The 25,072-nt window shown below is 58.2% G+C and carries 22 protein-coding genes; 10 read left to right on the top strand and 12 right to left on the bottom strand.

Features of this window, described 5'->3' with window-relative positions; all coding sequences use genetic code 11:
* Window positions 1-63 precede the first annotated feature (63 nt).
* The 9 genes from DSM3645_RS27935 to DSM3645_RS08540 form a co-directional block, all read right to left on the bottom strand.
* A complete protein-coding gene (locus DSM3645_RS27935) occupies window positions 64-600 on the bottom strand; it encodes an A24 family peptidase (protein ID WP_002651726.1) in 537 nt (178 codons plus the stop codon).
* A gap of 234 nt (window positions 601-834) precedes the next feature.
* Window positions 835-1,188, bottom strand: a complete 354-nt coding sequence (locus DSM3645_RS08575) for a hypothetical protein (RefSeq protein WP_002651725.1) — start codon at window positions 1,186-1,188, stop codon at window positions 835-837.
* Window positions 1,189-1,340: 152 nt separating this feature from the next.
* Window positions 1,341-1,694 carry a hypothetical protein gene (locus DSM3645_RS08570; RefSeq protein WP_002651724.1) on the bottom strand — a complete coding sequence of 118 codons (354 nt, stop codon included), beginning with the start codon at window positions 1,692-1,694 and terminating at the stop codon, window positions 1,341-1,343.
* A 181-nt stretch (window positions 1,695-1,875) separates the two neighbouring features.
* Window positions 1,876-2,265 carry a hypothetical protein gene (locus DSM3645_RS27930; protein WP_002651723.1) on the bottom strand — a complete coding sequence of 130 codons (390 nt, stop codon included), beginning with the start codon at window positions 2,263-2,265 and terminating at the stop codon, window positions 1,876-1,878.
* Between the two features lie 119 nt (window positions 2,266-2,384).
* Entirely contained in the window at window positions 2,385-2,807 is a 423-nt protein-coding gene (locus tag DSM3645_RS27925; protein WP_002651722.1) for a hypothetical protein, read from the bottom strand.
* 11 nt (window positions 2,808-2,818) lie between these two features.
* Window positions 2,819-4,081: a hypothetical protein gene (locus tag DSM3645_RS08555; protein WP_002651721.1), complete on the bottom strand. Its 1,263-nt coding sequence runs from the start codon at window positions 4,079-4,081 to the stop codon at window positions 2,819-2,821.
* The gene (locus DSM3645_RS08550; protein ID WP_002651720.1) at window positions 4,081-5,697 is read right to left on the bottom strand and encodes a hypothetical protein; all 1,617 of its coding nucleotides are present in this window, start codon (window positions 5,695-5,697) and stop codon (window positions 4,081-4,083) included. The genes DSM3645_RS08555 and DSM3645_RS08550 overlap by 1 nt, the downstream gene beginning before the upstream one ends.
* On the bottom strand, window positions 5,681-6,148 hold the full coding sequence (locus DSM3645_RS08545) for a TadE/TadG family type IV pilus assembly protein (protein ID WP_131282346.1): 468 nt from the start codon (window positions 6,146-6,148) through the stop codon (window positions 5,681-5,683). Before DSM3645_RS08545 ends, DSM3645_RS08550 begins: the two co-directional genes overlap by 17 nt.
* Window positions 6,149-6,243: 95 nt before the next feature.
* Window positions 6,244-6,471, bottom strand: a complete 228-nt coding sequence (locus tag DSM3645_RS08540; protein WP_131282343.1) for a Flp family type IVb pilin — start codon at window positions 6,469-6,471, stop codon at window positions 6,244-6,246.
* 334 nt (window positions 6,472-6,805) lie between these two features.
* Here DSM3645_RS08540 and DSM3645_RS08535 point away from each other — a divergent pair, with 334 nt between their 5' ends.
* From DSM3645_RS08535 to DSM3645_RS08525, 3 genes are all read left to right on the top strand, one after another.
* A complete protein-coding gene (locus DSM3645_RS08535) occupies window positions 6,806-7,273 on the top strand; it encodes a TadE/TadG family type IV pilus assembly protein (protein ID WP_002651717.1) in 468 nt (155 codons plus the stop codon).
* Window positions 7,274-7,328: 55 nt separating this feature from the next.
* On the top strand, window positions 7,329-7,955 hold the full coding sequence (locus tag DSM3645_RS08530; RefSeq protein ID WP_002651716.1) for a pilus assembly protein TadG-related protein: 627 nt from the start codon (window positions 7,329-7,331) through the stop codon (window positions 7,953-7,955).
* A gap of 552 nt (window positions 7,956-8,507) precedes the next feature.
* Window positions 8,508-10,040: an ammonium transporter gene (locus DSM3645_RS08525; protein ID WP_237564780.1), complete on the top strand. Its 1,533-nt coding sequence runs from the start codon at window positions 8,508-8,510 to the stop codon at window positions 10,038-10,040.
* 120 nt (window positions 10,041-10,160) lie between these two features.
* On the opposite strand, the gene DSM3645_RS08520 is transcribed toward DSM3645_RS08525, so the two are convergent.
* The gene (locus DSM3645_RS08520) at window positions 10,161-10,418 is read right to left on the bottom strand and encodes a hypothetical protein (RefSeq protein WP_002651714.1); all 258 of its coding nucleotides are present in this window, start codon (window positions 10,416-10,418) and stop codon (window positions 10,161-10,163) included.
* Window positions 10,419-10,529: 111 nt separating this feature from the next.
* On the opposite strand from DSM3645_RS08520, the gene DSM3645_RS08515 reads away from it, so the two are divergent.
* The 3 genes from DSM3645_RS08515 (at window position 10,530) to DSM3645_RS08505 (ending at window position 15,063) form a co-directional block, all read left to right on the top strand.
* Window positions 10,530-11,174 carry an RsmD family RNA methyltransferase gene (locus DSM3645_RS08515; RefSeq protein WP_002651713.1) on the top strand — a complete coding sequence of 215 codons (645 nt, stop codon included), beginning with the start codon at window positions 10,530-10,532 and terminating at the stop codon, window positions 11,172-11,174.
* Window positions 11,175-11,330: 156 nt separating this feature from the next.
* A complete protein-coding gene (locus tag DSM3645_RS08510; RefSeq protein WP_131282340.1) occupies window positions 11,331-14,000 on the top strand; it encodes a hypothetical protein in 2,670 nt (889 codons plus the stop codon).
* 169 nt (window positions 14,001-14,169) lie between these two features.
* Complete coding sequence (locus tag DSM3645_RS08505; protein WP_002651711.1) at window positions 14,170-15,063, top strand: diacylglycerol/lipid kinase family protein; 894 nt, start codon at window positions 14,170-14,172, stop codon at window positions 15,061-15,063.
* On the opposite strand, the gene DSM3645_RS08500 is transcribed toward DSM3645_RS08505, so the two are convergent.
* The gene (locus tag DSM3645_RS08500; RefSeq protein WP_002651710.1) at window positions 15,058-18,000 is read right to left on the bottom strand and encodes an FAD-binding and (Fe-S)-binding domain-containing protein; all 2,943 of its coding nucleotides are present in this window, start codon (window positions 17,998-18,000) and stop codon (window positions 15,058-15,060) included. The two genes, DSM3645_RS08505 and DSM3645_RS08500, sit on opposite strands and share 6 nt — an antisense overlap.
* A gap of 1,056 nt (window positions 18,001-19,056) precedes the next feature.
* On the opposite strand from DSM3645_RS08500, the gene DSM3645_RS08495 reads away from it, so the two are divergent.
* A complete protein-coding gene (locus DSM3645_RS08495; RefSeq protein ID WP_002651709.1) occupies window positions 19,057-19,545 on the top strand; it encodes a M50 family metallopeptidase in 489 nt (162 codons plus the stop codon).
* Window positions 19,546-19,559: 14 nt separating this feature from the next.
* Here DSM3645_RS08495 and trpE read toward each other — a convergent pair whose 3' ends face one another.
* A complete protein-coding gene (gene trpE, locus DSM3645_RS08490; RefSeq protein WP_002651708.1) occupies window positions 19,560-21,065 on the bottom strand; it encodes an anthranilate synthase component I in 1,506 nt (501 codons plus the stop codon).
* A 347-nt stretch (window positions 21,066-21,412) separates the two neighbouring features.
* Between trpE and DSM3645_RS08485 the strand changes: the two genes are divergently transcribed.
* From DSM3645_RS08485 to DSM3645_RS08475, 3 genes are all read left to right on the top strand, one after another.
* On the top strand, window positions 21,413-21,946 hold the full coding sequence (locus tag DSM3645_RS08485) for a UvrB/UvrC motif-containing protein (protein ID WP_002651707.1): 534 nt from the start codon (window positions 21,413-21,415) through the stop codon (window positions 21,944-21,946).
* A gap of 61 nt (window positions 21,947-22,007) precedes the next feature.
* Window positions 22,008-23,090: a protein arginine kinase gene (locus DSM3645_RS08480; RefSeq protein WP_002651706.1), complete on the top strand. Its 1,083-nt coding sequence runs from the start codon at window positions 22,008-22,010 to the stop codon at window positions 23,088-23,090.
* A 300-nt stretch (window positions 23,091-23,390) separates the two neighbouring features.
* On the top strand, window positions 23,391-24,860 hold the full coding sequence (locus DSM3645_RS08475) for a neutral/alkaline non-lysosomal ceramidase N-terminal domain-containing protein (RefSeq protein WP_002651705.1): 1,470 nt from the start codon (window positions 23,391-23,393) through the stop codon (window positions 24,858-24,860).
* The last annotated feature ends 212 nt before the right edge of the window (window positions 24,861-25,072 follow it).

Genomic DNA, 25,072 nt, shown 5'->3' with positions numbered 1-25,072 from the left:
AGTTTAATTACAAGCGGCGAATTTCATGCTAGAAACACCACATTTCGGTGGGATTGGGGCAACCTAGGCGTTATCCAGGGGCGGTTTTAACAGGGTCGCCAGCTTGAGCAACAGAATAATCCAACTAGCCAGACAAACTGGAACTCCATAGGGGATCGTCTGCCGAGCGATGTCTAACTTTTTCTGGGTAGAGTCCCCCGTTTCACCGGGCTCCGCGTTGTCCGATTTGGCGCGAAACATCATCTTCCCCACGAAAATGGCGATGGTGATGATTAGCGCTAAAACGGCGCTGGCGACAAACACAAGCAAAATCAGGATCGGCCCGAACCAAGCGCCCAAAGCGGCCATAAACTTGACGTCTCCGCCGCCGCCGCCCCCGATAATAAACAAGATAAACAGCAGCACAAATCCGACCAAAGCCCCCAGCAACGCATGCTGGAGCCCGCCCCAACCGTTGACTGCGGACTGAAACAACAGGCCGATCAGCAGCGCCGGCATGGTCAACCAATTTGGTAATTTACCCGACGTCAGATCAACGTAGAACGCAATAGCCGTAAACAGGGCGACCAGAATGATGGCGACGAAGTTCAGCTTGTCCACTATCGGCCCGTCTTGGTTGGTTCGTAGCGACGAATCGCTCTAGTTTCCCATCTCAACGCTCTCCCAGCGGGAAAGGCTGACTTGCGCGTCCAGTGCGCAAAAAACGCATCTCTGCAAATATTGAAGTCGAAAGAGAGACCGTCGACCCAAGAGCCGACGATCTCTCCATTCGATTCTTCCCATTCACTGAAAGCGACGTGTGGCGATTTCAGTGACATCTTTAACATCCAACTACTAGCGGTTCGGCGTCGGAGCGTTGCCGCCCTCATCGCCATCATTGCGACCATTGATATTGATGCAGTTGTCAATACGGCCATTGCGATCGTCGTCGCCGTCGCAATAATCTTGCTGGTCGCCAAAGTCGCTGCCCGAAACGGCGGCCGAGTGACCGGTAACGCCATACAGGGTGTAGCTTTGATCCATGTCCTGGATCGCGCCAGCGACGTCCGACAATTCGGAAGTAACCGCGTCACGGACAGCCGACAGGCCAACGATCAAACCGATGACGACGATCGTCGCAATCAAGATCAATTCGGTCGAGACGATGAAACCGGCTTCATCGTTCCAAATACGTTTCAGCAAAGACATGTGCATAGACTCCAAAAAAGGAGGGGAACTTTAGTAAACTCGTCGCGGCATCCGATCCGCGAAATCAGCAAAAACTCTTCAACACGCTGGCGTAGGACAAGGCGATCCGTCTTGGCAACTGCCAGGATAGAACACGCTTACCAACGCAATCACTACAGGCTGGGGGTCGGAGCCGAGCCGCCTTCGTCGCCATCGTTGCGATCATCGATCACAATACAATTGTCGATTCCGCCGACGGGATCGCCATTGCTATCGCAGAAATCCGTCGCATCACCAAAGTCGCTGCCCGAGACGGCGGCCGAGTGGCCGGTAACGCCATACAGGGTGTAGCTCTGATCCAAGTCCTGGATCGCGCCAGCGACGTCCGACAATTCGGAAGTAACCGCGTCACGGACAGCGGACAGGCCAACGATCAAACCGATGACGACGATCGTCGCAATCAAGATCAATTCGGTCGAGACGATGAAACCGGCTTCATCATTCCAAACGCGCTTCAGTAGAGTCATAGATCAAACATCCTAAAAAACAAAAAACATGGGGAAGGGTAAGGTCTTGCTAACACGCAACCAAGGCCGCAACGGACTTGATTTGTCGCACTAACAAAATGAACTTTGCGTTAGGTGGCCTTAAACAGAAATTGCGTTCTGATCTAGGACCTTGGTCGACATTCAACAAACCAAAACTTCTTCAGGGAATCGGCGCGTCTTCGCCGGCGCCGCCTGCGTAGTTCGGCCCAAAGCTGAGCCCCGCCGGCGCTTCACCATCTTCATCCGCCCAAACCAGTTCGTCTTCGTCCACATAGGCCGCCGAAACGACAACCTGCGACGGACCGATCGGCGGCGTCACGGTGATCTCATACGCAAACGATTGATCAAGACTGTCAATCGCCACGCCGAGATCGCCATACTCCTGCACAACGTGGTCACGCAAACTCGTCAAGCCGACGATCGCGCCTAAAATTAAAACTGTTGCGATCAAGATCAAGCCATACGCAGAAGCGACTCCGCGCTCATCGCGCCAAAGCTCTACCGCGAGATTTACCCTGATGGATCGCAAGTTGTTCGTATGTCGATTCATGATTCTGTCAGGTAGGAAGCGTAGATTGTGATGGCTTTAACGGCGCTGACTAGCAGGCTTCACCATTTTTTCTTCTAACACGGCCAGCAAGGGGACCACGCCGAGGGATCCGTTCTCCACTAAGGGTGGGGAGATGGCGCGGTCCCGTTTTCATCCGTGTCGTTACCGCCGATGACGATCCCACCCGGCTCAGATCCTGCGACGTCTGGGCCGTCGCCGAGATCGGGTAGATCCGCATAGCTGAAGTTATTAAAGCTGGTAACGACATGGACGTTCCCGCCCAGTGGATCGCCGAACGTGTTGTCGACGACGACCTTGTCGCCCATCACTTGCAGATATCCGCCGCTTTGAAACTCCACTGCGTAGGATTGATCGAGTTGTCCGACTGCTTGCCCAGTGTCAGCCAACTCTTGCACGATACCGTCGCGTAGCGCCGCTAGACCCACGATCAAACCGATCACGACGATGACGCTGAACAATAACAATTCGGCCGAATTGACGAAACCCGATTCGTCGGACCAAAGTCGATTTAATAGTCGCATGCTAGCGATCCTTATTCTGAACTGGGCGAAGCGTTACTTTCGCCGGAAGTTGTCGTTGCTAATTTCAGGGCCTGATCGCACTCGAGACGGCTCCACTGCTGCGCGGGAAGTGCGCCCCGCCACAGCGCCAGCGCTCGGCCGACATGGCTTAAAAAGGTGTAGTTATCACGAATAACGTCGTCGCTCATTTTTTCAACTTCGGTCGCTAACCACTGTCCCGCGCGGATCTTCGTCTCACGCGGGGGCTGTACCGCAGCGGGGGAGATCGCCCACCACTCCAGCGCATGACCGGTCGCTAGTAAGCGCCGCGACAACGGATCGGCAAGCCCGTCGTCGATCGGATCTCGCTCGGCGTTATACCAATTTTGATCCCAGTAACCGGCGTCGTTTTGACTCTCGATCAGCCGGCGAGTCGCGTCGGTTAAATGAGCGACAATCTCGTCGCGCGTCACGTTGTCTTGAAAAATCCCGACCTGCTCGTCCAAACGCAACAGCGCGGCCAACGTGAACAGGCGATGATTGCCGTAGCAAACGCCTTGCACCGCTTGTTGACGCATTAATCGCTGCGCCATTTGATCAAACGTGATTCGCTCACCTTCGCGCGACACCCAGGCCGAGTTATCGGCGGCGAAGGTGGCGGCGGCGATCGTCGTCCATTCGTATTCTTGCTGGTTCAAACGGAAGTCTTGCAGCGCGCCGACCAACAGCTCTCGGAGCGTCAGCGAAGTTTCGCCTGACTGAATTGCGTAGTCGAGCGGCGTGCCGATTTCGGCAAGCGTCGCCAACGTGTGATCGACATGACTGGAAGTCGCCGCTCCCTGTTGCGTGCGGACGCCCCACCCCATTTCACCAGGCGTGATCAGATCGCGCGAAGCGTCTCCCCAGTATTCATGGAAGACGCTCATATCGGTCAGCATTTTTCGCATTTCTTCGCCAGAAAGGCATTCGGGATCGGCGAACTTCGCATCGGCGCCCCAACACCGCAACGCATGGTCGACGTGATTGATCTTCGGTTGCTGGTGACGCAACCGAGGTCGCAGTCGCACCAAGACCGTCCGCAACTGATCGTCGGTGATCAACTCTGGCATGTCATACTGCGGAGAGACGAGCTCGGCCGTATTGCGCAGCGACGGCAGACGGGGAGCGCTCTGCCGTCGATCTTGCGACAGCGCCCATCCGACGCCTGCGAAAACGGTCGCCAACAGCGCGACTTGCACCAAGATGAACCAGACCGGCTTCATGGCGCGCTTCGTGATGGAATCAGGCGTCGGCATCAGTCGATCCTCCGCTGCAGAATGAGAGCGCGATCGCTCTCCCAGGCCAATTGCCATTGCTCATCGACGTCGCCCAGCGCTTGCGTCGCGAAGTCGGCCTGCGTCCGCTTGTCGATCACCAGCGTGTCGACCGCATAACGATCGAGCACGCGTTTCCAGTCCGCGCCGCCTCGCAGTAGGCGGCGATAGTCAAACTTCGCTTGTTGCGGCAACCGTTCAAAATCGGAACTGACGAACAGATCCGGCGATTCGCTCACGGCGTACCCGATCCAGTCGCTCCAGACGAGCGGGGCGAACACAAAGCGAGGCCTTGGATTTTCGTTGAAGTATTGGACGACTCCCACCGGCGGATCGTCGACCGCTTTCACCAATGGACGCGGAGTTCCACCCAGCACCGAAGCGCTAATCGGACTCAACGCGAAACCAATCCAGATCACCAAGAGAGAAAACAGCGTAAACACGAATCGCAGCGGCCGCTGCTCTTGATCAGCGTCGGACGTCGTCAGCTTCGTTCGGATGGGCGAGAGGGAAAACATGCCGGCGGTCAGCGGCAGACAAACCAGGGTCGCGATCGCGACAAACGTCAGGACGAAATGCGTATTGCAGGCCGCCAAGCCAGCCGCGACGACAAACAACAGGACGTCGCCGCCGTAAACTTCGACTTGCGAACGACGGAGCAGATAGGCGAAGGCGATGACGAACAAAGCGACGACCAAGCCCAGCGGCGAAAACAGGACAAGCGGGGCCGAACCATCAAGCGGAACGGCGATCTGAGCGATCGCGTCAGACCACACGCCGAATCCCCACGGATTAAGCAACGTCGCGAATAAGCAAAGTTGCATGAGCCATGCCCAGGCCTGAACGGTGCGGTTTCCGCAGGCTTCGCGCAGCTTACCGCTTTGCCGAAACGCGTCGCTCGCGACGCCGCAGGCAATCGCTCCGATCAACAATGGGCCGGCGATAAACGTCCAATGCGTATTGGTCCAAGCAATGATCGCCAAAGGCGAAACAATCCAGGTCCACAGCGAAGGAGCGCCATTGGGCGACCGCCAACGCGTAAAGATCGCCAGCGGCGCCAGAAACAACGCCAACCGGACCGCCGACGCCAGCGCCGGAGACAAGCCTTGCCAGTCAAACAACAGCGTCGCCGCCGACAAAACCACGGCGACTAGTTTCAACAGCGAAGGGTAAGGACCGCGACAAAGGAGAAAGTAGACGAACAAGAGATATCCGACCGCCAGCAATGTCGCCGCCAACGAAATCGCTTCTGCCCCGCCGATGCGATCCACCAGCGCCAGCGAAACATCGGCCAGCCAATGGGTCGCCCGATACGGCGTTCCGGCGGCAAGCGGCATCTGCAACGGATGCGACGGCAAGCTGGCCTGGGCCAGGATAGCGCGGCCAACGTTGACATCGCGCCAGACGCCGACCGACGGCAAGGGCAAGTAGTAAAAGAGCAGATAGGCGGCGACGAACGTGCAGACCACGACAAAGTCGATTGCCGAAAGTGCGTAGCGGTCGCTCAAGACCGGCGCAGCCGCATGCTTTTCGGCTTCGTGGCTGTTTTCGGCGGCAGGATCCATGCCAAGTTGCTCCTGTTTAGGCGCCGCTAACATGGGTCGTCTCAATGGTACGTTGGTCAAAATCGAGCCCGAACGTTTTCAGCAAGTTCAGGGTCGGAGCAGCACGCAGGGAAACCGCCGCGGTGACGCGAACTTCATTGCCGATCACCGAGCCAGGCGCGAGGGTGATTGCGGAATCGCCATACACGGTGTGTGATCCGACGAGATCAATCGCGAGTGCGATTTCTGGCGTGCTGGTCGTGATTCCATGCAATTGCATCGCCCGATTGAAGGTCACTAGCGCCGTTTGCGGCGCGTCGAGAGGATCAATCGTCTTCGCCGCTTCGCGGGCCGCTTCGGCCACGGCCGCTTCGACCGTGGCTTGGAACGCCGAGAGCGTGGCGAACTGCACAATCGCCAACGATGCGATCAATAGCAACGGAAAAGCAATGACTAACTCCAACGTTTGCACGCCAGAGCGCAGTCGCTTTCGAATCGACACCATTTTGGGAATCAGAGCGCGCATACAGACAGGCATTTCTGCTAAAGCGTTAAAAACGAGTTGTGAGACAATCGAGCCGCTCAACCGCGGCCCAAGTTCTAAATCTGGATTTGCGAAATCGCGTTCGCCAGATCGATTAACTCGTTTAACAGTGCTCCGCGCACCGTCGCCAAACCTGCAATCGCCCCGATCCCTATCAATGTGAGGAGGATCAGATACTCGACAAACACGCCACCACACTCATTGCGGGCAAGTTTGCGTAATCGAGATGTCAAAAAATTCATCGTAGCGCGAAATCCGTAGTAGCTGGGTGGGGGGAGTAACATCCAGAACTCGCTTTCCTGCAAAGTCAAACGAGTTTTCGCCAAACGCGCACGTTAGCTAAACCCCACGGTAATAACGCGGTCACCCGCTTTCAACTTCCGATATCACTTTTTATTTGCATTCCTTGCCAAAGCGCATAACCGGCCTATATGTCGAAACTTGCGCCAATATCGCCAAGAAACGGTTGACGACGAGATCGCGGCTCACGTTAATGAATAAGAGCCGCTGATCATCCTCCTCCCCCCATGTAGAACGATCCGCTTGTTTCACCCAGACCACCTACAATCGCATAAACAAAGAGGCGCGGGTTCATCTCCCCCCCGTCGCGGCGGGGTCGTGCTGGAACTGGTCCTGACGCTGCCGATCCTCCTTATCTTGCTGCTGGCCATCGTGGAGTTTTATCTGCTTTACGCCAACTTGCAGCGATTGGAAGCGGCCAGCCGCGCGGGCGCGTTGGTCGCCTCGCGGATCGATCTACCCGCGACTGGCGCTCCGCCTGAGGTCGTAATCGCCGCCGTCGATCGACAGCTCGAAACCTTAAATCTCCCGGGTCGACGGATCATTTTGGTCCACAATTCGGTCGGTCCGATGACGCAGTTGAACGCCGGCGCTAGCTACCCTGCGCCCACCGAATTGCTTGACCTGCTGCCGACATCTCGTCCCTGCGTTCGCGTTGCAATTCAAACGCCGATGACGGGGCTCACGCCCAACCTTTTAAAGACTTTTGGGATGGATATTACCGGGCGAATCGTGTCGCAAACGACGACGCACCGGCTCAATACCGCGCCGATCAGCCTTCCCTAGATTTTCGACGACTTTCTTACCAATTTCCTTCTTTCGCTCGTCAATTGAACCGGTCATGCAGCGCCAAAATCATCAACGCCGATCGAACACGCGACGCTTGCGTCGCGGAGTCTCGGTTTTGTGGCTGATTGTCATTATGCCGTTAGCATTAACAGGCTTGATCTTCACGATCGAAACGGGCCGCTTGTGGCTGGCTCGCGCTGAAGTCGAGAACGCCCTGGAAGCCGGCGCGCTGGCCGGAGTGATCGAATGGAACCAACTGCTTGCCGTGAACAATCAGATCTCGACGCAGACCCCGCGGCAAATGGCCGCCGAGATGGCCGGATCCAATACGGTGCAAGGGGCCAATTTTGCGTTTGCAGATCCCGATCTTAACTATCTGCCATATGAAGTCGGCCAAGTTCAAACCCATTTGAACGGCAATAAGCTGGCCGGCGGAGAACTGATTTTTGGCGCGATTACGCAAACTCAGCCGACCGTCATCTTCGATCCCGCTGCGAACCCGCTGCTCCCCACCTACTATCGCGCCGTCCTGGCCCGGTCGGCCTACCAGATCCCCAGTCAATGCAGCTTGGGCGGGTTTTCGCTCGGCCCCTTTACTATTCAGGCCGAGACCGTCGCAATGATCGACGAACAAGGGCGAGCTCGCGTCGTCCGAATTGATTCGATCGCTTCTCCTTAGCGCCCCTTCTTCGCGGCGTCGAGCCGCCGGTGTCGAAAGCAGCCTAGACGCGCGTTGCTTTCACCCTGCTGGGTAACTCCCTGATCGACGAATTCTCGGGGGCAAATTGGTCTCGCGCCGTCGTAATGCGTTCTGGAAATCGTTCTGCCTCTAACCGGCTGAAACGGCCCGTTGCGGTCCGTTCATCTTCCATCACCGGACGAAATGCCGCGATTCAGGCGGCCGATTGCTAAGAGATCGCGCAGAGTCCATGCGCATGATCGCAGCAAAGTGACCAACTGGCGCAAAATCTTTCTGGTTTATGAACAAACCGTCGTCGGCTGCAACTACTTCTCACTACACGGTTTGTCGCTATTTGCGCCAATTTCTCTCCCTTTTTCACAAATGGCGCCAGCACCGCGTGGCACGACGGTTGCTTTTCCACCCGATCGTGCACGTGTGGTTCGTTTTTCTGGCGGTTGCCGAGAAAGGCAAACATGAAAGATGGACCTAAAAAATTTGGCCCTGGCAATAGAGGCTGACTGTTTTCACTCCTACTTAAGGTAATGGCCCATGTTGAGCTCCCTCTCCCTTAACCCGAAATTATGGTGCACGCTTTGTGCACTGGCGGTTGCGATGGTAGTCGCCGCCCCGCTGCGAGCGCAAGACGGCGCCGCGACGGAAGAAGCTGCTGAAGGTGCTCCCGCTGCTGAAATGGCGGCGGAAGAAGAAGTCGAAGAAGCGGAAGCGCCTCCGACGATTGAATCGCTGAGTGCTGACCTCGCTGCGTTCCAAGGCGATGTCGATACTCTCTGGACTTGTTTGGCTGCGTTCCTCGTCTTCTTTATGCAAGCTGGTTTCGCGTTGGTCGAGTGTGGTTTCACTCGCGCGAAAAACGCTTGTAACATCATCATGAAGAACTTGATGGACTTTTCCGTCGGGTCGTTGGTGTTCTGGCTGGTCGGCTTTGGTTTGATGTTCGGAGCGACCAATGGTTTCTGCGGCACGACGCTGTTCATTTTTGACGGCGCCAGTGATGCGGCCTTGGAAACCAACTCGAACGTCGGCTTTAACTGGGCCTTCTTGATCTTCCAAACCGTGTTCGCTGCGACGGCCGCTACGATCGTCTCCGGCGCCATGGCGGAACGCACCAAGTTCGTCTCGTACCTCTGCTACTCGTTCCTGATCACGCTTATCGTTTACCCGATCTTCGGCAGCTGGTGCTGGGGTGGTTTGTATGCTGGCGGCGGCTGGCTCGAAGGCATGGGTTTCCTGGACTTCGCTGGTTCGACGGTTGTTCACTCGGTTGGCGGTTGGGCGGCTTTGGCCGGCGCCATCGTCATCGGTCCGCGTATCGGCAAGTACACCGCCGATGGAAAAATCAAGCCGATTCCGGGTCACAACATCCCGTTGGCCGCACTCGGCGTCTTCATCCTGTGGTTGGGATGGTTCGGGTTTAACCCGGGCAGCACGACCGCGGTTGGCGGCGGCAGCTTCGCTTACATCGCCGTGACGACTAACCTGTCGGCGGCCGCTGGCGCCATCAGCGCTCTGGCCGTCTCGTGGATCATGTTCAAGAAGCCTGACACCTCGTTCGCGTTGAACGGCGCCTTGGCTGGCTTGGTCGGCATCACCGCGGGCTGCGATATCATGTCGCCGATGTTCGCCGCTGTGACCGGCTTGGTTGCTGGCGTGCTCGTCGTCTTCTCCTGCGTCTTCTTTGACAAGATCAAAGTCGACGATCCGGTCGGCGCCGTTTCGGTGCACGGCGTGTGCGGAGCGTGGGGAACCTTGGCGATCGGTTTGTGGGCCGGCGATGTCGGCATTCTGACCGGTGGCGGATCGGCTCAGCTGATCACGCAAGCGATCGGTGTTGCGGCCGGCTTCGGTTGGGCCTTCGGCACCAGCTTGGTGATCTTCCTCTTGCTGAAATTCACGATCGGACTTCGCGTTCCGGCTGAAGAAGAAATCAAGGGCTTGGACATCACCGAACACGGGATGTACGCCTACCCGCCGCACTTGGTCTCGGAATCGCTCGGCGGCACGCCCGGCGGATCCCCGGCCATGTCGACTTCGACTTCGGGAGCCGTAACTCACGGCGCCTAATGAGAAATGTCATGGCGAGCCTGGCTAGATAGTCAGGCTCGCCTTTCGATGATACTTCGGCCTTTGCCTGGGCCAGAAGTTCGACCCCAATGGCCTGTAAGGGTGTTCCGCCTCGCCCTTTCAGGCCGGGGTTTTTTCTTGGCGACACTGATCCAGCTTTTTCGCCGCGCCCGCCGACTTCCAGCCGCGCCACAGGATCGAGACAAAGCAAATCGCCGTTGTTCCGGCTCCTCCAAACGCCAATACGGGCCACTGCAGCATCAGCCCTACCAACATCAGCAGCGTCGCCCCATTGCCGATCGCAACCGACAAGATCTGGGCGCGCCGATGGCGCTGGATCTGCTTTTCTAGCTCGCTGGCCTGCTCAATGTCGGTCACGGAATGATGTCGCTCATGGGGTTTCGTCTGGTCAGATCCGGTTGACGACGACCTGCAATTCTGGTCGTCTGGATAGATTATTCTGATGTCCAAACAATTGATTGTAGCGGAATGCCTAGCCGTCCTGGGAAACCGAAATCGAACCCGCGCTCTTCCGACAAAGAGCCGCGGCTCGATGCGCCGATCCGGATTATTGGTGGGGACTTCAAGAACAAAAAGCTCGTCTATTCAGGCGATGAGTTGACTCGCCCCATGAAACAGCGCGTGCGCGCCGCTGTCTTCAACCTGATCGGCCCAGCAATCAAAGGGAAATACGCGATCGACCTGTTCGCCGGAACCGGCGCACTCGGGATCGAAGCGCTGAGCCGCCGGGCCGTCGGAGCGACGTTTATCGAACGTCACATTCCGACCTCGAAACTCGTGCGGCAGAATCTCGACGATCTGGGTCTTAGCGATCGCGCACAGCTGTTCGCCGCCAACACCTTCTTCTGGGCCAGACGTCTACCCAAGTTTGACGAGACGCCGTGGGTCGTTTTTTGCAGCCCACCGTACGAACTGTTCATCAGCCAGGCGGACGAAATGCTGGCGCTGATCAACCAGATGATAGCAGCCGCCCCCCCGGACAGCATCTTTGTGGTCGAGTCCGACGAGCGTTTCGACTTTGCTAGCCTGCCCTATGCCGAAGCGTGGGATGTCCGCGAGTATTCGCCGGCTGTGGTGGGAATCTTGCGCGATTTAGGCGAGTTGACCAGCTAGCGTCGCGCCAAGTTCACTTCCTCTGTGAAAAATCCCCGCTTCCCAGTATTGTTTGCGCGAATCGGATTTCACTACGCGGGCAGAGAATCCGATTTTAGGGTTACGTCCCTTTTCGGGCTCGCAGCGGACAGGCCACTTCTCGAGGGGCATACCAAGGTGACTTCTAGGCGGAACCCGCAAATCCTTCACCCAGCCTATTGGGCTTACGGCGTATTACTGCTAGGGCTTAGTGCGGCATCTCCCTGGCTCTGGCAGCAATCCGAAGCGCCCAGCCATGACAGCCGTCTGGCCGCAGCGCAACCGGCTGCGCCGATCGCTCCCCAGCCGCCCAAAACCAATAAGCCCCCAGCTCGGCTCCAAGGCGAACCGACCCCGGCCACAGTTCCGACGTTGGCCAAGGGAGAACCGACCCCGGCGAAACGACCAGCGCCCGCCCGAGGGGAGCCGACCCTCGCCAAACGCCCGGAGCAACTCGCCGCCAAGGGCCCAACGCTCGCCGATCCCAGTTCACGCCCGCAGCAAGCCGAAATTGCACCGCGTGTCGAAAAGCAGTTCTCGCTCGATCTTACCCCCCCGCTTCCGACCGATTCGCCATCCGAGCCGCCGGTCGAACAAGCGATGCTCGCAAGTCCGGCGCCGCGTACCGATATCCCCGACCCAGTCCTTCCTTCGTTGCCACGCGCCTCAGCGACGGTTCGCCCCGAAGAAGCGCCTGATCGTACGCGGCTGATCATCTCCGAGCCGATCCTCTCGAATGAGCCGCTGGCCGAAGTCTGGCCGCCGGCGCCCCAATTACGAGCTTTGGCCGAACGAGTTGCGTTTCATCCCGAATGCAAAGCTTGGGCCGCTCGACTGAATCGAGAGCTGGACCAGCTAGCAGGGCTCCCGCTCGATTCTAGCGAAGCGACGGAGAGCTTGGATGCGTTGGTCGTGATTCACAACGACGCTTCGACGCTGGCCGATCAATTGGGCTATTCGTGGAAACGGACTGACATGCTGCAAGTCGGCTTCGCGCTGCAGCGACGCTTGGCGATCTGGCGACCGCTGCATGCTTGCGCTCAATCTGGCGCCATCGCCGAACGTCCTCCGCTTGATCCGCAGCAGATGGCGACGCCGCTCAACGCGGTCGAAGCCGAGTTGCGAACCGGCGGCGAGCTATTAAGCTGGAGCGACTTTCTGTTACTCGACCACATTCGCGACGCGATGTCGCTGGGATATCCCGAAGTGGAGCGACGCACGCTCGCTCGTAAAGTACTTCGCCGCATGGAATCAGCGGAGTTGAACGACGCGCAAAAGCAGGTTCTTACCCAACCGGCTTTCGCTCCGTTCCAACAAGAGTTGACGGTCTGGGCGGCGGAAGACGTCTCGCTGGCGACGGCGCTGATGCAAATGGAACAGTTTGAAACGACATTGGCCTCGATCGACGCGATTCGTTTAGCCGACTCTTGTCAATCGCTCAGCTACAGCTCCGACACGGGGCTGACGGCTCTTGCGGTGTTGATCGATCAGCATTATCGCAACGCCAATTGCCGGATCGCGGTCAACGCCTCGTTTATGGACGCACTGTTGCCGCAGATGGAGCCGGCCGAACAAGATGTGGACGACACAATCCTGGGGAACCGCGTACGAGGGCGAAGTCGCCGCGAAACCGAATTGAAGATCCGTCTCTCGCCCGATCCGATTCAATGGCGCGTGCAATTGGATGTCTACGGCGTTGTCGATAGCAACACCTCCAGCAGCTCCGGCCCGGTGACCGTCTTCAACCATGGTCGCTCGCGCTATCAGGCATCCAAACAGCTGGTCGTGAATCCGCTCGGATTTTGGGTGTCGCCGGCGACGGCGTCGGCCCAAACTACAACCGGCATCAACGGCCTGCGAACCGATTACGATGAAGTGCCGCTCCTTGGCTCGATCGTTCGCTCAGTCGCTCGCAACCAATCCGAAGCGAAGCAGCTCGAAGCGCGTCGCGTGGTCGAATACAAAGTCGAACAAAACGCAACGCAACAACTCGACGCAGGGCTCAACGAGAAGGTCGAGCTCTGGCAAGACAAACTGCTCAACCTGGCGGTGGATCCGCTGCGCACGATGGGACTTGCTCCTGCCGTTATCGATTTAAACACGACCAGCGATCAACTCGTGGGGCGTTTCCGCATCGCAGGAGACATGCAGCTTGCGGCCCACACGCCGCGTCCGGTCGCATTTGCCGACTCGGCCTTTAGCATGCAACTGCACGAATCGACCCTTAATAACAGCGTACGACAATTGAACCTGGCCGGTCGGCGCTATCGGCTGGACGATGTCGTTCGCCAAATCGAAGGCCGTCTGCCGCAATCCGAAGGCAGCCTGCTCGAACAGCTTCCGGAAGGCATTGAAGTTGTCTTCGCCGATGAGAATCCGATCGAAATCCGCATCTATGACGGCAAGGTCGAAATGTCGCTCGGATTGGCCGAACTGGCCAACGGCAGTCGCATCTATCGCAACTTCCGCGTCATCGTCGCCTACTCTCCCCAAATCACAGGCCTGCGAGCCGAATTGGTCCGGGAAGGGACGATCAAGTTAGACGGATCAGAACTCGGCTTCGGCGGTCAGATCGCGTTGCGAGCGGTCTTCGCGAAGGTCTTCTCAAAGCAACGCTCACTACCGATCATTCCGCCGCAAGTTGCCGACGACTCGCGGCTGCAATCGTTTGAGCTGAGCCAATTGGCCCTGTACGACGGTTGGGTCGCGTTGGCGATCAGCCCGAAAGCAGCGGTTGCCGCCGAAACGACGGACGAGCCGAAAATCCGCATCGGCCAAGGGGCCATCCTGCAGAAGATCACGCACTAAGCGGCGTTGCTCGTGCGACGATCAACCAACCTTGCCGACGATCACTTGACGCTCACGCTGGCTTGCCTGGGAGCATGTTTGTCCGAGCAATCGACCCATTGTCGATTTGGCGCCAGATCTGCTCTAGGATGGGGATCCGCTGTTCCACCCCCTTTAGCAGGCACCACCGATGCGCCGTTACTTCGTCATTTGGAATCGCAACGCTCGCCAAGGCGCCGTCGCCGAAGAAGCGAAGCTCGAACTCCTGGCCCTCGCCGGCGATTCGTTTCACGAAACCGAATCCTTCGAACAGGCTTGCCGCTGTCTCGATCAGGTCACCGATAACGACCTGGTCATCGTCGCCGGCGGAGATGGTGGAATCAGCGGCATGATCCATCACCTTCATTCGGGAGACGTGCGGCCGACGTTGGCCGTCGTACCGCTAGGCACCGGCAACGACTTCGTTCGTTCGCTCGGCTATGCGCCCGATCCCACCGCGGCGATCGCGGCGATCCGAGCCAATCAGACCACGAACGTTGACGTGGTGAAGCTGGAATATGACGGTCAGTCGAAATGGTTTATCAATGTCGCGGCCGGCGGCAATCAGCGCAAAGTCGAAGACCGCGTCAGCGACGAGGTGAAACAGTTTTGGGGCCCCTTCGCCTACGCGCGCGGCAGTCTCGAAGCGCTCCCCGAGCTCGAAAAGTATCCGCTTCGGCTGACGCTGGATGACGACGCGCCGCTGGAACTGGATCTCTGGACGCTCACGATCGCCAACGGACGCACCGTCGGCGGCGGCGTCGAAATCGCTCCCCAGGCCAAGGTCAACGACGGTCAACTGGAAGTGACCGGTCTGCAAGGGGAAGGGCTGATCGAACTCGGTTCGATCGCCGCCAGCTTTCTGCAAGGCAACTACCTCGATCACGAGTCCGTCTTCTACCGCCGAGCCGCCAAAATCGGCCTCCACAGCGAGAAAGAGTTCGAGTTCTCGGTCGATGGCGAACTAATCACCGGCCACGACTTCACCTTCACTACCCTGCCCCACGCGCAGCCGATGATCGTAGGGCCCGAGTTTTCTTCATGACGAAGACGCCGCCTCAGGCCGCGTCAATTCTTCCAGCAAAAATAGGACCGATCGATAGTCGGCGCCGGTCGCCTGATTCATGCCGATTTCGCAGGTTCGATTGCTTGAGACATAGCCGTCGAACTCACGATGATCCAGTTCGGCCGCTTGCTCGGCGGTCGCCGCTTTGGTTAGCTCTGGATGCAATAGCCCGCGATCGCCGGCGAAACCGCAGCAGGTTGCGTGAATCGGCACGACGGTCTCCAGCGCCAAGGCCGCGCAGAGAGCGCGTAGTTTTTCTCCCAATCCCAGATGCTGCGTCGCACAAGTAGGATGAACAGCGACCGAGCCGACCGGCCGCGCGATCTGCAACCGCGGCAATAAAAAGTCGTGCGCCCAGTCGATCGAATCGAGCAGCGAGAGCTGCGCGTGTCGCTCGCGATTCTCCGGCGTCAGGTACTCGAGAATCTCGCTGGCGATCCCAAGCGTACAGGACGACGCGTCGCAGACAATCGGCAGTCGGCCCGCGTCGCTCCAGCGCCAAAGGCTTTCGACAATCTTGTTGGCCATAAACGCGTTCCCCTGGTCATAACCCTTTGAGTGCCAGACCGTGGCGCAGCAGTTTCCCCAGATGTCGCTGGGAATATAGACCGGCATGCCGGCGCGAGCCGACACGGCGACCATCGCTTGGGCCAAACTGGGCGCCGGCTTGGCGTCGGGCGAATCGCCGAAGATCCGATTGACGCAGGCCATAAAGTAAACCGCCGTCGCGTTGGCGGGATCGGTCTGCGGAAGTTTCGTATCGGCCGCCGCCGGCAAATTGGGGAGCCATGCCGGCGCTAGATCGTGACTGACGATCGCCCGCGATGCGCCGGTGATCGTTTTGGCGGGCCACTCGCCCAAGGTACTTGCCGAGAGTTGATTGGCGCGAAGCGCGGTACGCGTGATGCTTTCGACCGTCGACCAATTTTGGGCCGCCTTTTTGGCGACATACTCTTGCGTCGCCGAGTGCTCTTGACGACGAAACTCTTTCATCAAATTGCCGGTGTTAATGTTGACCGGACAAGCGATCGCACAAACGCCATCGCCGGCGCAGGTTTCAATCGCTTCGTACTCGTAATCGCGCAGCAGCGCCAGCGTGACCGGCGAGTCGGCCGGTTGCCGCATCATTTCGCGTCGTAAAATGATCCGCTGTCGCGGCGTCGTCGACAGATTGCGGCTCGGACAAACCGGCTCGCAGTAACCGCATTCGACGCAGCGATCAACTTCGTCTTCAACGATCGGCGTCGTGTGCAAATTCTGCAGATGTGATGCGACGTCTTCCGACAACAGTACGCCTGGCGAGAGTATCCCATCGGGATCGGTCAGCCGCTTCAGCTTCCACATCAGCCCAGTCAGCTTGGGTCCCCATTCGCGCACCACAAACGGCGCCACGTTGCGACCGGTGCCGTGCTCCGCTTTGAGGGAGCCGTCGTATTTGTCGACGACAAGAGCCACCACATCGGCCATGAACGCGTCATAGCGATCGATGTCGGCCTGCGTGTTGAGCGACGGCGTGATTAAAAAGTGCAAATTGCCCGCCGACGCATGCCCAAATACAAAACCCTCGTAATCATGCCGGGCAAGCAACTGTTGCAAATCAATCGCGCCATCCGCCAGACGATCTTTGGGAAAGCAGACATCTTCGAGAATCAGCGAAGTACCGGCCGGGCGCGATCCGCCGACCGACGGCAATAAGCCGTTGCGCACGCTCCAAAACTGCGCCGCCAAGCGACGATCAGTCGTAAACTCGGCCGGCTCGACCAGGTTCAAGCTGGCCAACACCTTGTTTGCGGCCGACAGGGCGGCGTCACGCAGTTCGGCGGTGCTCTCGCGGAACTCGATCAACAGCCCGGTCGCCGTCTCGCCCAGCTCGCGCCAACGGTCCGGCACGCCCGGCTTCCCTTCGACCGAACGAAGCGACGCGCGATCGGTCAATTCAACCGCCGCCGCGCCTGCTTCTACAAAGGGAGCGACCGCGGCCGCCGCCGCGTACATGTCGGGAAAAATCAGAAACGCCGTCAGACGTTGCTTGTCGTCAGGAACCGTTCGAAAAACGGCTTCGGACAAAAAGGCGAGCGTCCCTTCCGATCCGATCAGCAGGCGTCGGAAAATCTCGAGCGGCGTGTCGGCGTCCAGGAACGCTTCCATGTGATAGCCGGTCGTATTTTTGATGCTGAACTTGCGGCGGATCCGCTCGACCAACGGAGCGTCCGCTTCGATCTCCCGTTTGATTTCGAGCAGGCCTGCGTTCAACTCAGGCGCCGCACTCGCAAAATCTTCGGCAGCATTCGGGTTCGCCGTATCGATCAAGTGCCCCGTCGGCAGCAGGAAGGTCAGCGACTCGATCGTTTGGTACGAATTTTGGGCAGTGCCGCAGCACATGCCGCTGGAGTTGTTCGCGACCACGCCACCGATTGTGCAGACGCTGCCGCTGGCCGGATCAGGCCCCAAGCGATAACCGTGCGGCGCGAGCGCCAAGTTAGCGCGAAACAGGACCGTGCCGGGGCGCACCCGCAAGCGGCGCCCTTCTTCTTCGATTGTCCAACCGGCCCAGTGACGCCGCGCTTCGATTAAGATGCCGTCTCCTTGCGCTTGACCGCTGAGACTTGAGCCCGAGGCGCGAATCGTCACCGGCAATTGCTTTCGCTTCGCGTAAGCAAAAATCTGCCGCACCTCTTCGACATGCCGCGGCAGCACAATCACCTTCGGAAACAACCGATAGGGACTCGCGTCGCTCGCGTACTTGATTAGGTCAATCGGCCGCGACAATACCTGATCGGCGTCGAGCATCTCGATCAGATCATCCCGCAGCCAAGCCGGCGAACCTGCGGCGAGCTCATCCGGCGCACGATCGGCCGTCGGCTGATGACCCACGGGAAGAATCCGCAGAGGATCGGGTTGAAAGAGCTTTTTCATATCAAAGTTGCTTTATCTGGTCGCAAAGCGGCGTTGGGCAGGACGAGGATCGAGCGATCACAGGCGGGAGGCGATCGAGAAATCATATCAAATCTCGAAGTGACTCGATGGACCGGACTGGACCGCACCATTTTTTTAAGACCAAGGAGTGGACTCTACCGCGACGTTTTTTTCTGAGGAGCGGACTGGACCGGACCACGACGCTTTTTTCGAAGTAGTGGGTGGACCGGACCGCGGCGTTGCTTTTGTGGTCTGACGCAAGGGTGATGAATAATCTGCCTCTATTTTGAATGGGGAGCACTTTACGGTCATTTGGATTCCATTTGTTATCCGAGTCGCGACCTTTGTGAATCGTTTCACAATGTGGACTGGACAGCAGCGCATTTTTTTTTGGGGCTGGCGCGTGGTCAGGATCGCTGCTCTTTTTCCCTCAAACCACCCAAGCTGCCTGGATATTCGTTGGAGCCTTTTGGCGCAGCCGACTGTGTTGGACAGGACTGGTGTCCCACGGTCCGCTCGTAGCGACCAGTCGGGCGTATCGCCGCATCGCCCTGATGGATAAGTGGGGCGCAATCGCCTACCGCCGCCGCTCCACAAATTTGTGGGGAGCGAATATCGACCGATATCGTATTCACTGCTGATCGCGGCAAAGCGGAGGTTTCGCCTGCTTTCACCGCTTCTGAGCAAAGGCGATTTTTTCTAGTTCGAGCTCGGCTAGAATTCGACCGGAAATCTGTGCGCTTCGTCAAGCGACAATCTTCGCTTCCTATTCTCCCCTGTTTTCCTGCGGAAGCATCAACCAAAATCGGCGATGTCGGATGGCTACTGAAGTTCCGTTCGTCGTTGACTACTGCAAAGATCAGCAGGGGCGCAACTTGACGAGAGCATCTGACTTCTTGGCTTCGCTAGAAGAGGAGTTGTCGGTCAGCGTCGAGAGATGCAATGATTGCCTAGCTCACCTGGCTGAAGTCCGGCTAAGCAACCATCGTCAACGTCGCGGTCAACGTTGCACAACTTCCTACTCCCAACCAATTGTTAGCCCCCCAAACGCCGATCATGGATGACGACGAAGAAACCATCGCCTATCACGAATCGGGTCACGCGTTCATGGCCGTCCTGGTCGGCGCTCGCGTTCGCCGCTTGACCATTGAGCCGGAAGATGACGACGGGCCGCAGCGGTTTGGCGATGCGCAAATTGAATGGCGACTCTCGCAGTTCACTGCCAAGCAGCGCCAAGAGAAGATGGTGCTGGTCGCTTTGGCTGGACCGGTCGCCGAGATGCTCTATAGCGGCGAGCCGTATCACCCTGGCCATGTCGCTGAGTGGGCCCCCGACTGGGCGGCGGCGTGGGAAGCGGCGACTCCCCTGTTTCGCGATGAGAAGAAGCGGCTTCGCTATCTAGAGGATGCGACGCGGCAACTCCATTCATTACTCGACGCCGAAAATCACTGGGCCGCCCTAGCCGCAATCGCCGACAACCTGGCCGCCCACGAGACGCTCAACGGCGAGCAAATCGAAGAAATCGTAGCCGGCTGGATCGGATGATTAAAGCGGAAAAATCAGGGAGACTTGCCCGCTCGCCGCTCGGTAATCTCGATCGCCTTCAACAATCCCCGCGCCTTATTCAGCGTCTCTTGATATTCGCTGCTCGGGTCGCTGTCGACGACCATGCCGGCGCCCGCTTGAACGTAGGCGACGCCATCTTGAATGACGATCGTGCGCAGCGCAATGCAAGTGTCCATATTGCCGCTGTAGTCGATGTAGCCCACGGCGCCGGCATAAGGACCGCGGCGACGGGTCTCGAACTGGTCGATGATTTCCATCGCGCGAACTTTGGGAGCGCCTGAGACAGTTCCGGCCGGCAAACAAGCGGCCAGTGCGTCGAACGCATCGCAATCGTCGCGTAACTGCCCCGTGACGTTCGAGGTGATGTGCATCACATGGCTATAGCGTTCGATCACCATCACGTCCGAGATCTCGACGCTGCGATACTGGGCGACGCGACCCACATCATTGCGGCCCAGATCGACCAGCATGACATGCTCGGCTCGTTCTTTGGGATCGGCCAACAGTTCTTCGGCCAGCGCGTTGTCTTCTTCTTCGTTCTTGCCGCGGGGGCGGGTGCCCGCTAACGGTCGGACCGTGACATGTCCGTCGACGACGCGAACCATAATCTCGGGCGAACTGCCGACCAGCGTCGTCTCGGCGGTCCGCAGAAAGAACATAAACGGGCTCGGGTTCACAATTCTTAGCGTTCGATAAATCTCGAACGGATCGCAGCTGATCGCCGTCTGCAAGCGTTGGCTGATCACGACCTGGAAGATGTCGCCGGCGCGGATGTACTCGACGCAGCCGCGGACCGCATTTTCAAATTCGTCTTGCGTGAAGTTCGACTCGTACTTCAGCGTCACCGCGCCGCCGGTGTCGATATCGGTCGGGACGAGCTGCGCGTCAAAAGTGGCCAACTTGGCGACGATGCGATCGACTTCGCTACAAGCGGTGGCAAATATTTTTTTCAGCCCAGCGTCATCTTTGGCGTCGCAGCGGGCTAGCACGATCACGTCGACCGTTTTGGCGACGTTATCAAAAACAACCAATTGGTGATAAAAGCCGAAGGAAAGATCAGGCAGTCCGCGATCATCTTCGGGGGCGTTCGGCAGATTTTCGACGTAGCGAATCACGTCGTAGCCGGCGTATCCGATCGCTCCGCCCGTAAACGGAGGCAACCCATCCAGGTGGGCGACGCGTACATCGGCCAGACGGCGGCGCAGCTCTTCTAGCGGATTCTCGCAAGTGAACTTTTCAATTTTGTCGCCGGTGGTGACGGTGACTTCACTACGTGTCGCAGCCAAGTGATAGTCAGGCTCAAACCCGAGAAAACTGTAGCGGCCGATCTTCTCACCGCCGATCACGCTTTCGAACAAACAGGCTGGCCGCCCCTCGTCGAGCTTGTGAAACGCCGAAACCGGAGTCAGTGAATCGCTGATCAACCGCCGAAAAACAGGGACCATATCATGGTCGGCGGCCAGTTTGGAAAATTGGGCGAAGTCAGGTGCGTGCGGCATCAGGTTTTCTGGCGGCCTGCAGCGGCCGGGAAATGGTGATAGCAAAGTGACCAAACGGGCTGCGTCCAAGCCTAGCAAGGGGGCGGCCCAGCGGCAATGCCGGCGCGACGGTAAGCCAGTGCAAATGCACGACTTAGGCCGCGCGAGGGCGACTACATGCTTCGGTTCGATCGTCTTGACGCAGCCCCCTGCCCCGATAGAATCCAATTGTCCGTTGGCGGCTTATCTAGGTCCGACGGCTGACTTTAGGTCGACGTATCCGGCGGCCGGCGCTACGGATGTAGTGGCGCAGTCGCGACAAAGGTTCGCTTCGCCGGTCGCTCTTCGATGTGAAAAGAGGTGTGGGTATGAAGTGCCAGCAATGCGAAAAACCGGCGACGTTCCATATCACGGAACTAACCGGCGAACAGCCGCAAGAGATTCATCTCTGCGAGGGCTGCGCGCAAAAGTACCTGATGCAGACCCCGGGAACCGGCATGCCTGGCAAAGCGTCGCTGGCCGGCATGTTGGCTCAGCAGTTAAAAGTCGCCGACACGGCGAAAGAACTGGAAAAGCTGGACGAAAAATGTTGTCCGATTTGCGGCATCAGCTTCTTTGAGTTCCGCAATCAAGGGCGCCTTGGTTGCCCGCATGACTATGTCTTTTTCGCCAGCGAACTGGAGCCGTTGATCGTGAACATCCATGGCGATCTGCTTCATAAGGGGAAACATCCCCTGACGCACAAGCGCAGCACCGAGAGCCAAACGAAACTGATACAATTACGGCGTGAGATGAACGAAGCGATCCGGCTCGAACAATACGAGCGCGCTTCCGAACTGCGCGATACGATTCGCAACTTGGAAGAAGGCGAAGAGCAATCCGAGGACGATCATACCGTCTAAGGCGCCGACTCCAGCGCGGTAATTACCCAACCGAATTCGCCACTTCAATGTGTGCCCAAGGATGAACGTGGACCTTAACGAATTGACAGGACGAGCCGGCGAATGGATGAAGGGTGCAGGCCCTCAATCCGACATCGTCATTAGCAGCCGAATTCGTTTGGCCCGCAACATCGCCGAGTTTCCCTTCATCCGTCGCTGCACCGCAACCGATCGCGCCGCAATCGACAAAGCGGTGCGCGATCGCCTGGCTGAGGTCCCGCAGTTGACCGACCTGGCCTACATGCGCGTCGACGAACTTTCGGACGTCGATCGACACTTTCTGGCCGAGCGCCAATTGATCAGCCGCGAGCTGGTCGAAGCCGAAGGCGCGCGTAGCGTCGCGATCGACGCCAACGAGCGTTTGAGCCTGATGATCAATGAAGAGGATCACCTGCGCATCCAAGTGATGAAGAGCGGGTTCGACCTGGTCGCCGCATGGGACCAAATCAACGAAGTCGACGACCTGCTCGAGAGCAAGTTGACCTACGCGTTTCATGACAAGCTGGGCTACTTGACCGCTTGTCCCACGAATGTCGGCACCGGCATGCGCGTCAGCGTGATGCTGCATCTGCCGGCGCTGGTGATCACGCAGCAGATCGAGAAAGTCTTCCGCAGTTTGCAAAAGATCAACCTGGCCGTCCGCGGCTTGTACGGCGAAGGTTCGCAGGCGATGGGCGACTTCTACCAGATCAGCAATCAAATCACGCTCGGCCGCAGCGAGATTGAACTCCGCAATCAGGTGCACGACGTCGTGCCGATGATCATCGACTACGAACGCCGCGCCCGCGACTTTCTGCTCAAGCAGAACCAGCAAGATCTGCACGACAAGATCAGCCGCGCCTACGGAATTTTGCGCACCGCCCAGACGATCAGCAGCGAAGAGACGATGCACTTGCTGTCGAGCGTCCGCATGGGGGTCAACTTGGGCTTGATCGACGATCTGCTAATCGCCGACATCAACAAGCTGTTTGTCGACACCCAACCGGCTCATCTGCAAAAGCTGCGCGGCGGACCGTTGGACACGGCGGGGCGCAACTCAGAGCGGGCCCTCTATCTGCGTCGCTATTTGTCGCAAAAAGAAAAAGATGGCGCCGATCAGAACTAAGCGGCGTCGTTAGACACGGCGTATTGGAACGCATCTGTGATGCGGTAGGCCAAACGCCGATTGTCGAGTATCCCGATCGCGGTCCGCTTTCACGCCATCTGGGGGAATCCTGCTCATTTCTTTCCGCCGCCAGATTTTGATTGTCGGCCTCTTGTCGATCGGATAATATCAAATCCTGCCGCAACACGATGACGCAACAGCTCCCTCCTTGTGTGACGATCGATCCGGCTGTTGCCGTCCCACACGATTGATCTAACCTCCGCGGCCCATTTCCCACCTGACGTTCGACGGAGAAACGCAATGCCACGCTTTTCAAACACGCCGCTCCTCTTGCTTGCGGGATGTCTCGTAATATCATCCTGTGTTTCGGCTTTTGCCGCGGAAGAGGCCAAGCCGGTCTTCCGTGCCGGCGCGGTAACCAGCAATATCACGCCTCCTTTGGGGCAAAAGATTGTCGGCGGCTGGAAACCTTTCCCAGCGACCCATATTCATGACGAGCTGCACGCGCGCTGCATCGTGCTGGATGACGGTCAGACCAAGCTGGCGATCGTCGTCTGCGACAATGTCGGCATTCCCCGTGAAGTCTTTGACGCCGCCAAAGAGCAGGTCAGCAAAGAGACTGGGATCCCCGCGAGTCATCAATTAATGTCGGCGACCCACACGCATTCGGCGACGACCGCTCGCGGCCCGTTCTACATTCTGCCGAACGCCGAGCCGACCGATTACCAAACGTTTCTCGCGGGTCGCATCGCCGACGGAGTTCGCCGCGCGATCAATCAATTGGAGCCTGCCCAGATTGGCTGGGGCGCAATTGACGAACCGTCCGAGGTTTTCAATCGTCGCTGGTATGTCAAAGACGCCGGGCTGCTGACCAATCCGTTTGGCGGCATTGATCGCGTCCGCATGAATCCACCCAAGGGAAGCGCCGCGCTCGATCGCCCGGCTGGTCCCACCGATCCCGAAATCAGCTTCATCTCGATCCAAAGCAAAGAGGGGCGCCCGATTGCGCTGTTGGCGAACTACTCGCTGCACTATGTGGGCGGCGTTCCCGCCGGCGATGTCTCGGCCGATTACTTTGGCTACTTCGCCAAGTTCATCGAGAAGAAGCTGAACGCAACGGACCAGACGCCTGCCTTTGTCGGCATCTTGTCGAACGGCACCAGCGGCGACGTCAACAACATCAATTTTTCCGAGAAGAACGGCAAACGTTACGGGCGATACGAAAAAATGCAAGAAGTGGCCGAGAAGGTCGCAACGAAGGTACAGGAAGCGCACGAGAAGCTGGAGTTTCAGGCCTATGTCACGCTTGACGCCGCCGCGAGCGAACTGCCGCTGAAAGTGCGTAAGCCGACACCGGAAATGATCGAACATTTCCAGGAAGTTCGCGCCCGTGCGAAAGCTGGCGGCAAGCCAGAGCATAGTCGTGAGCTGATCTACGCCGATCGAACCGATCGTTTGCAAGAATCGCCCGACGAGCTTTCGATCCCGTTGCAAGCGCTGCGAATCGGCGATCTGGCGATTACGGCGATTCCGTTTGAAACGTTTACCGAAACGGGTCTCGAACTGAAAGCGCGCACGCCGCTGGCCAAGTCGTTCACCATCGAACTGGCCAATGGTTCCTTCGGCTATCTGCCGACGCCGGAACAGCATCGTCTGGGTGGATACGAAACCTGGATGGGGACTAGTTCGGTCGAGATTGGCGCGACGACCAAGATTGTGGCCGAACTGCTGAAGCTGGAGGAATCGTTGCTGCCAGCGGCAGGCAAATAGTCGCCGCTGCAATCATCAAACGCACGTTTTAGATTGCGCAACTTTCGAGATGCACGAGCGAGGGGACTACCTGTGGCGGCGCTACAGCGGATGAAAGTAGCGAGCCCATTCCCTCGTTGGCGCATTTTGAAGTTGCGCTATATGTTCTATGGTTGGCCGCGATAGCTCCGCTATCGGGGCGGCGCTGCCGTAGGAGGCATTGGTTCCCCGTA

The organism is Blastopirellula marina DSM 3645 (assembly GCF_000153105.1).
Taxonomy (GTDB): Bacteria; Planctomycetota; Planctomycetia; order Pirellulales; family Pirellulaceae; genus Blastopirellula; species Blastopirellula marina.
Note: the sequence above shows the minus strand (reverse complement) of the source record. Positions and strands in the feature narration are given on the sequence as shown.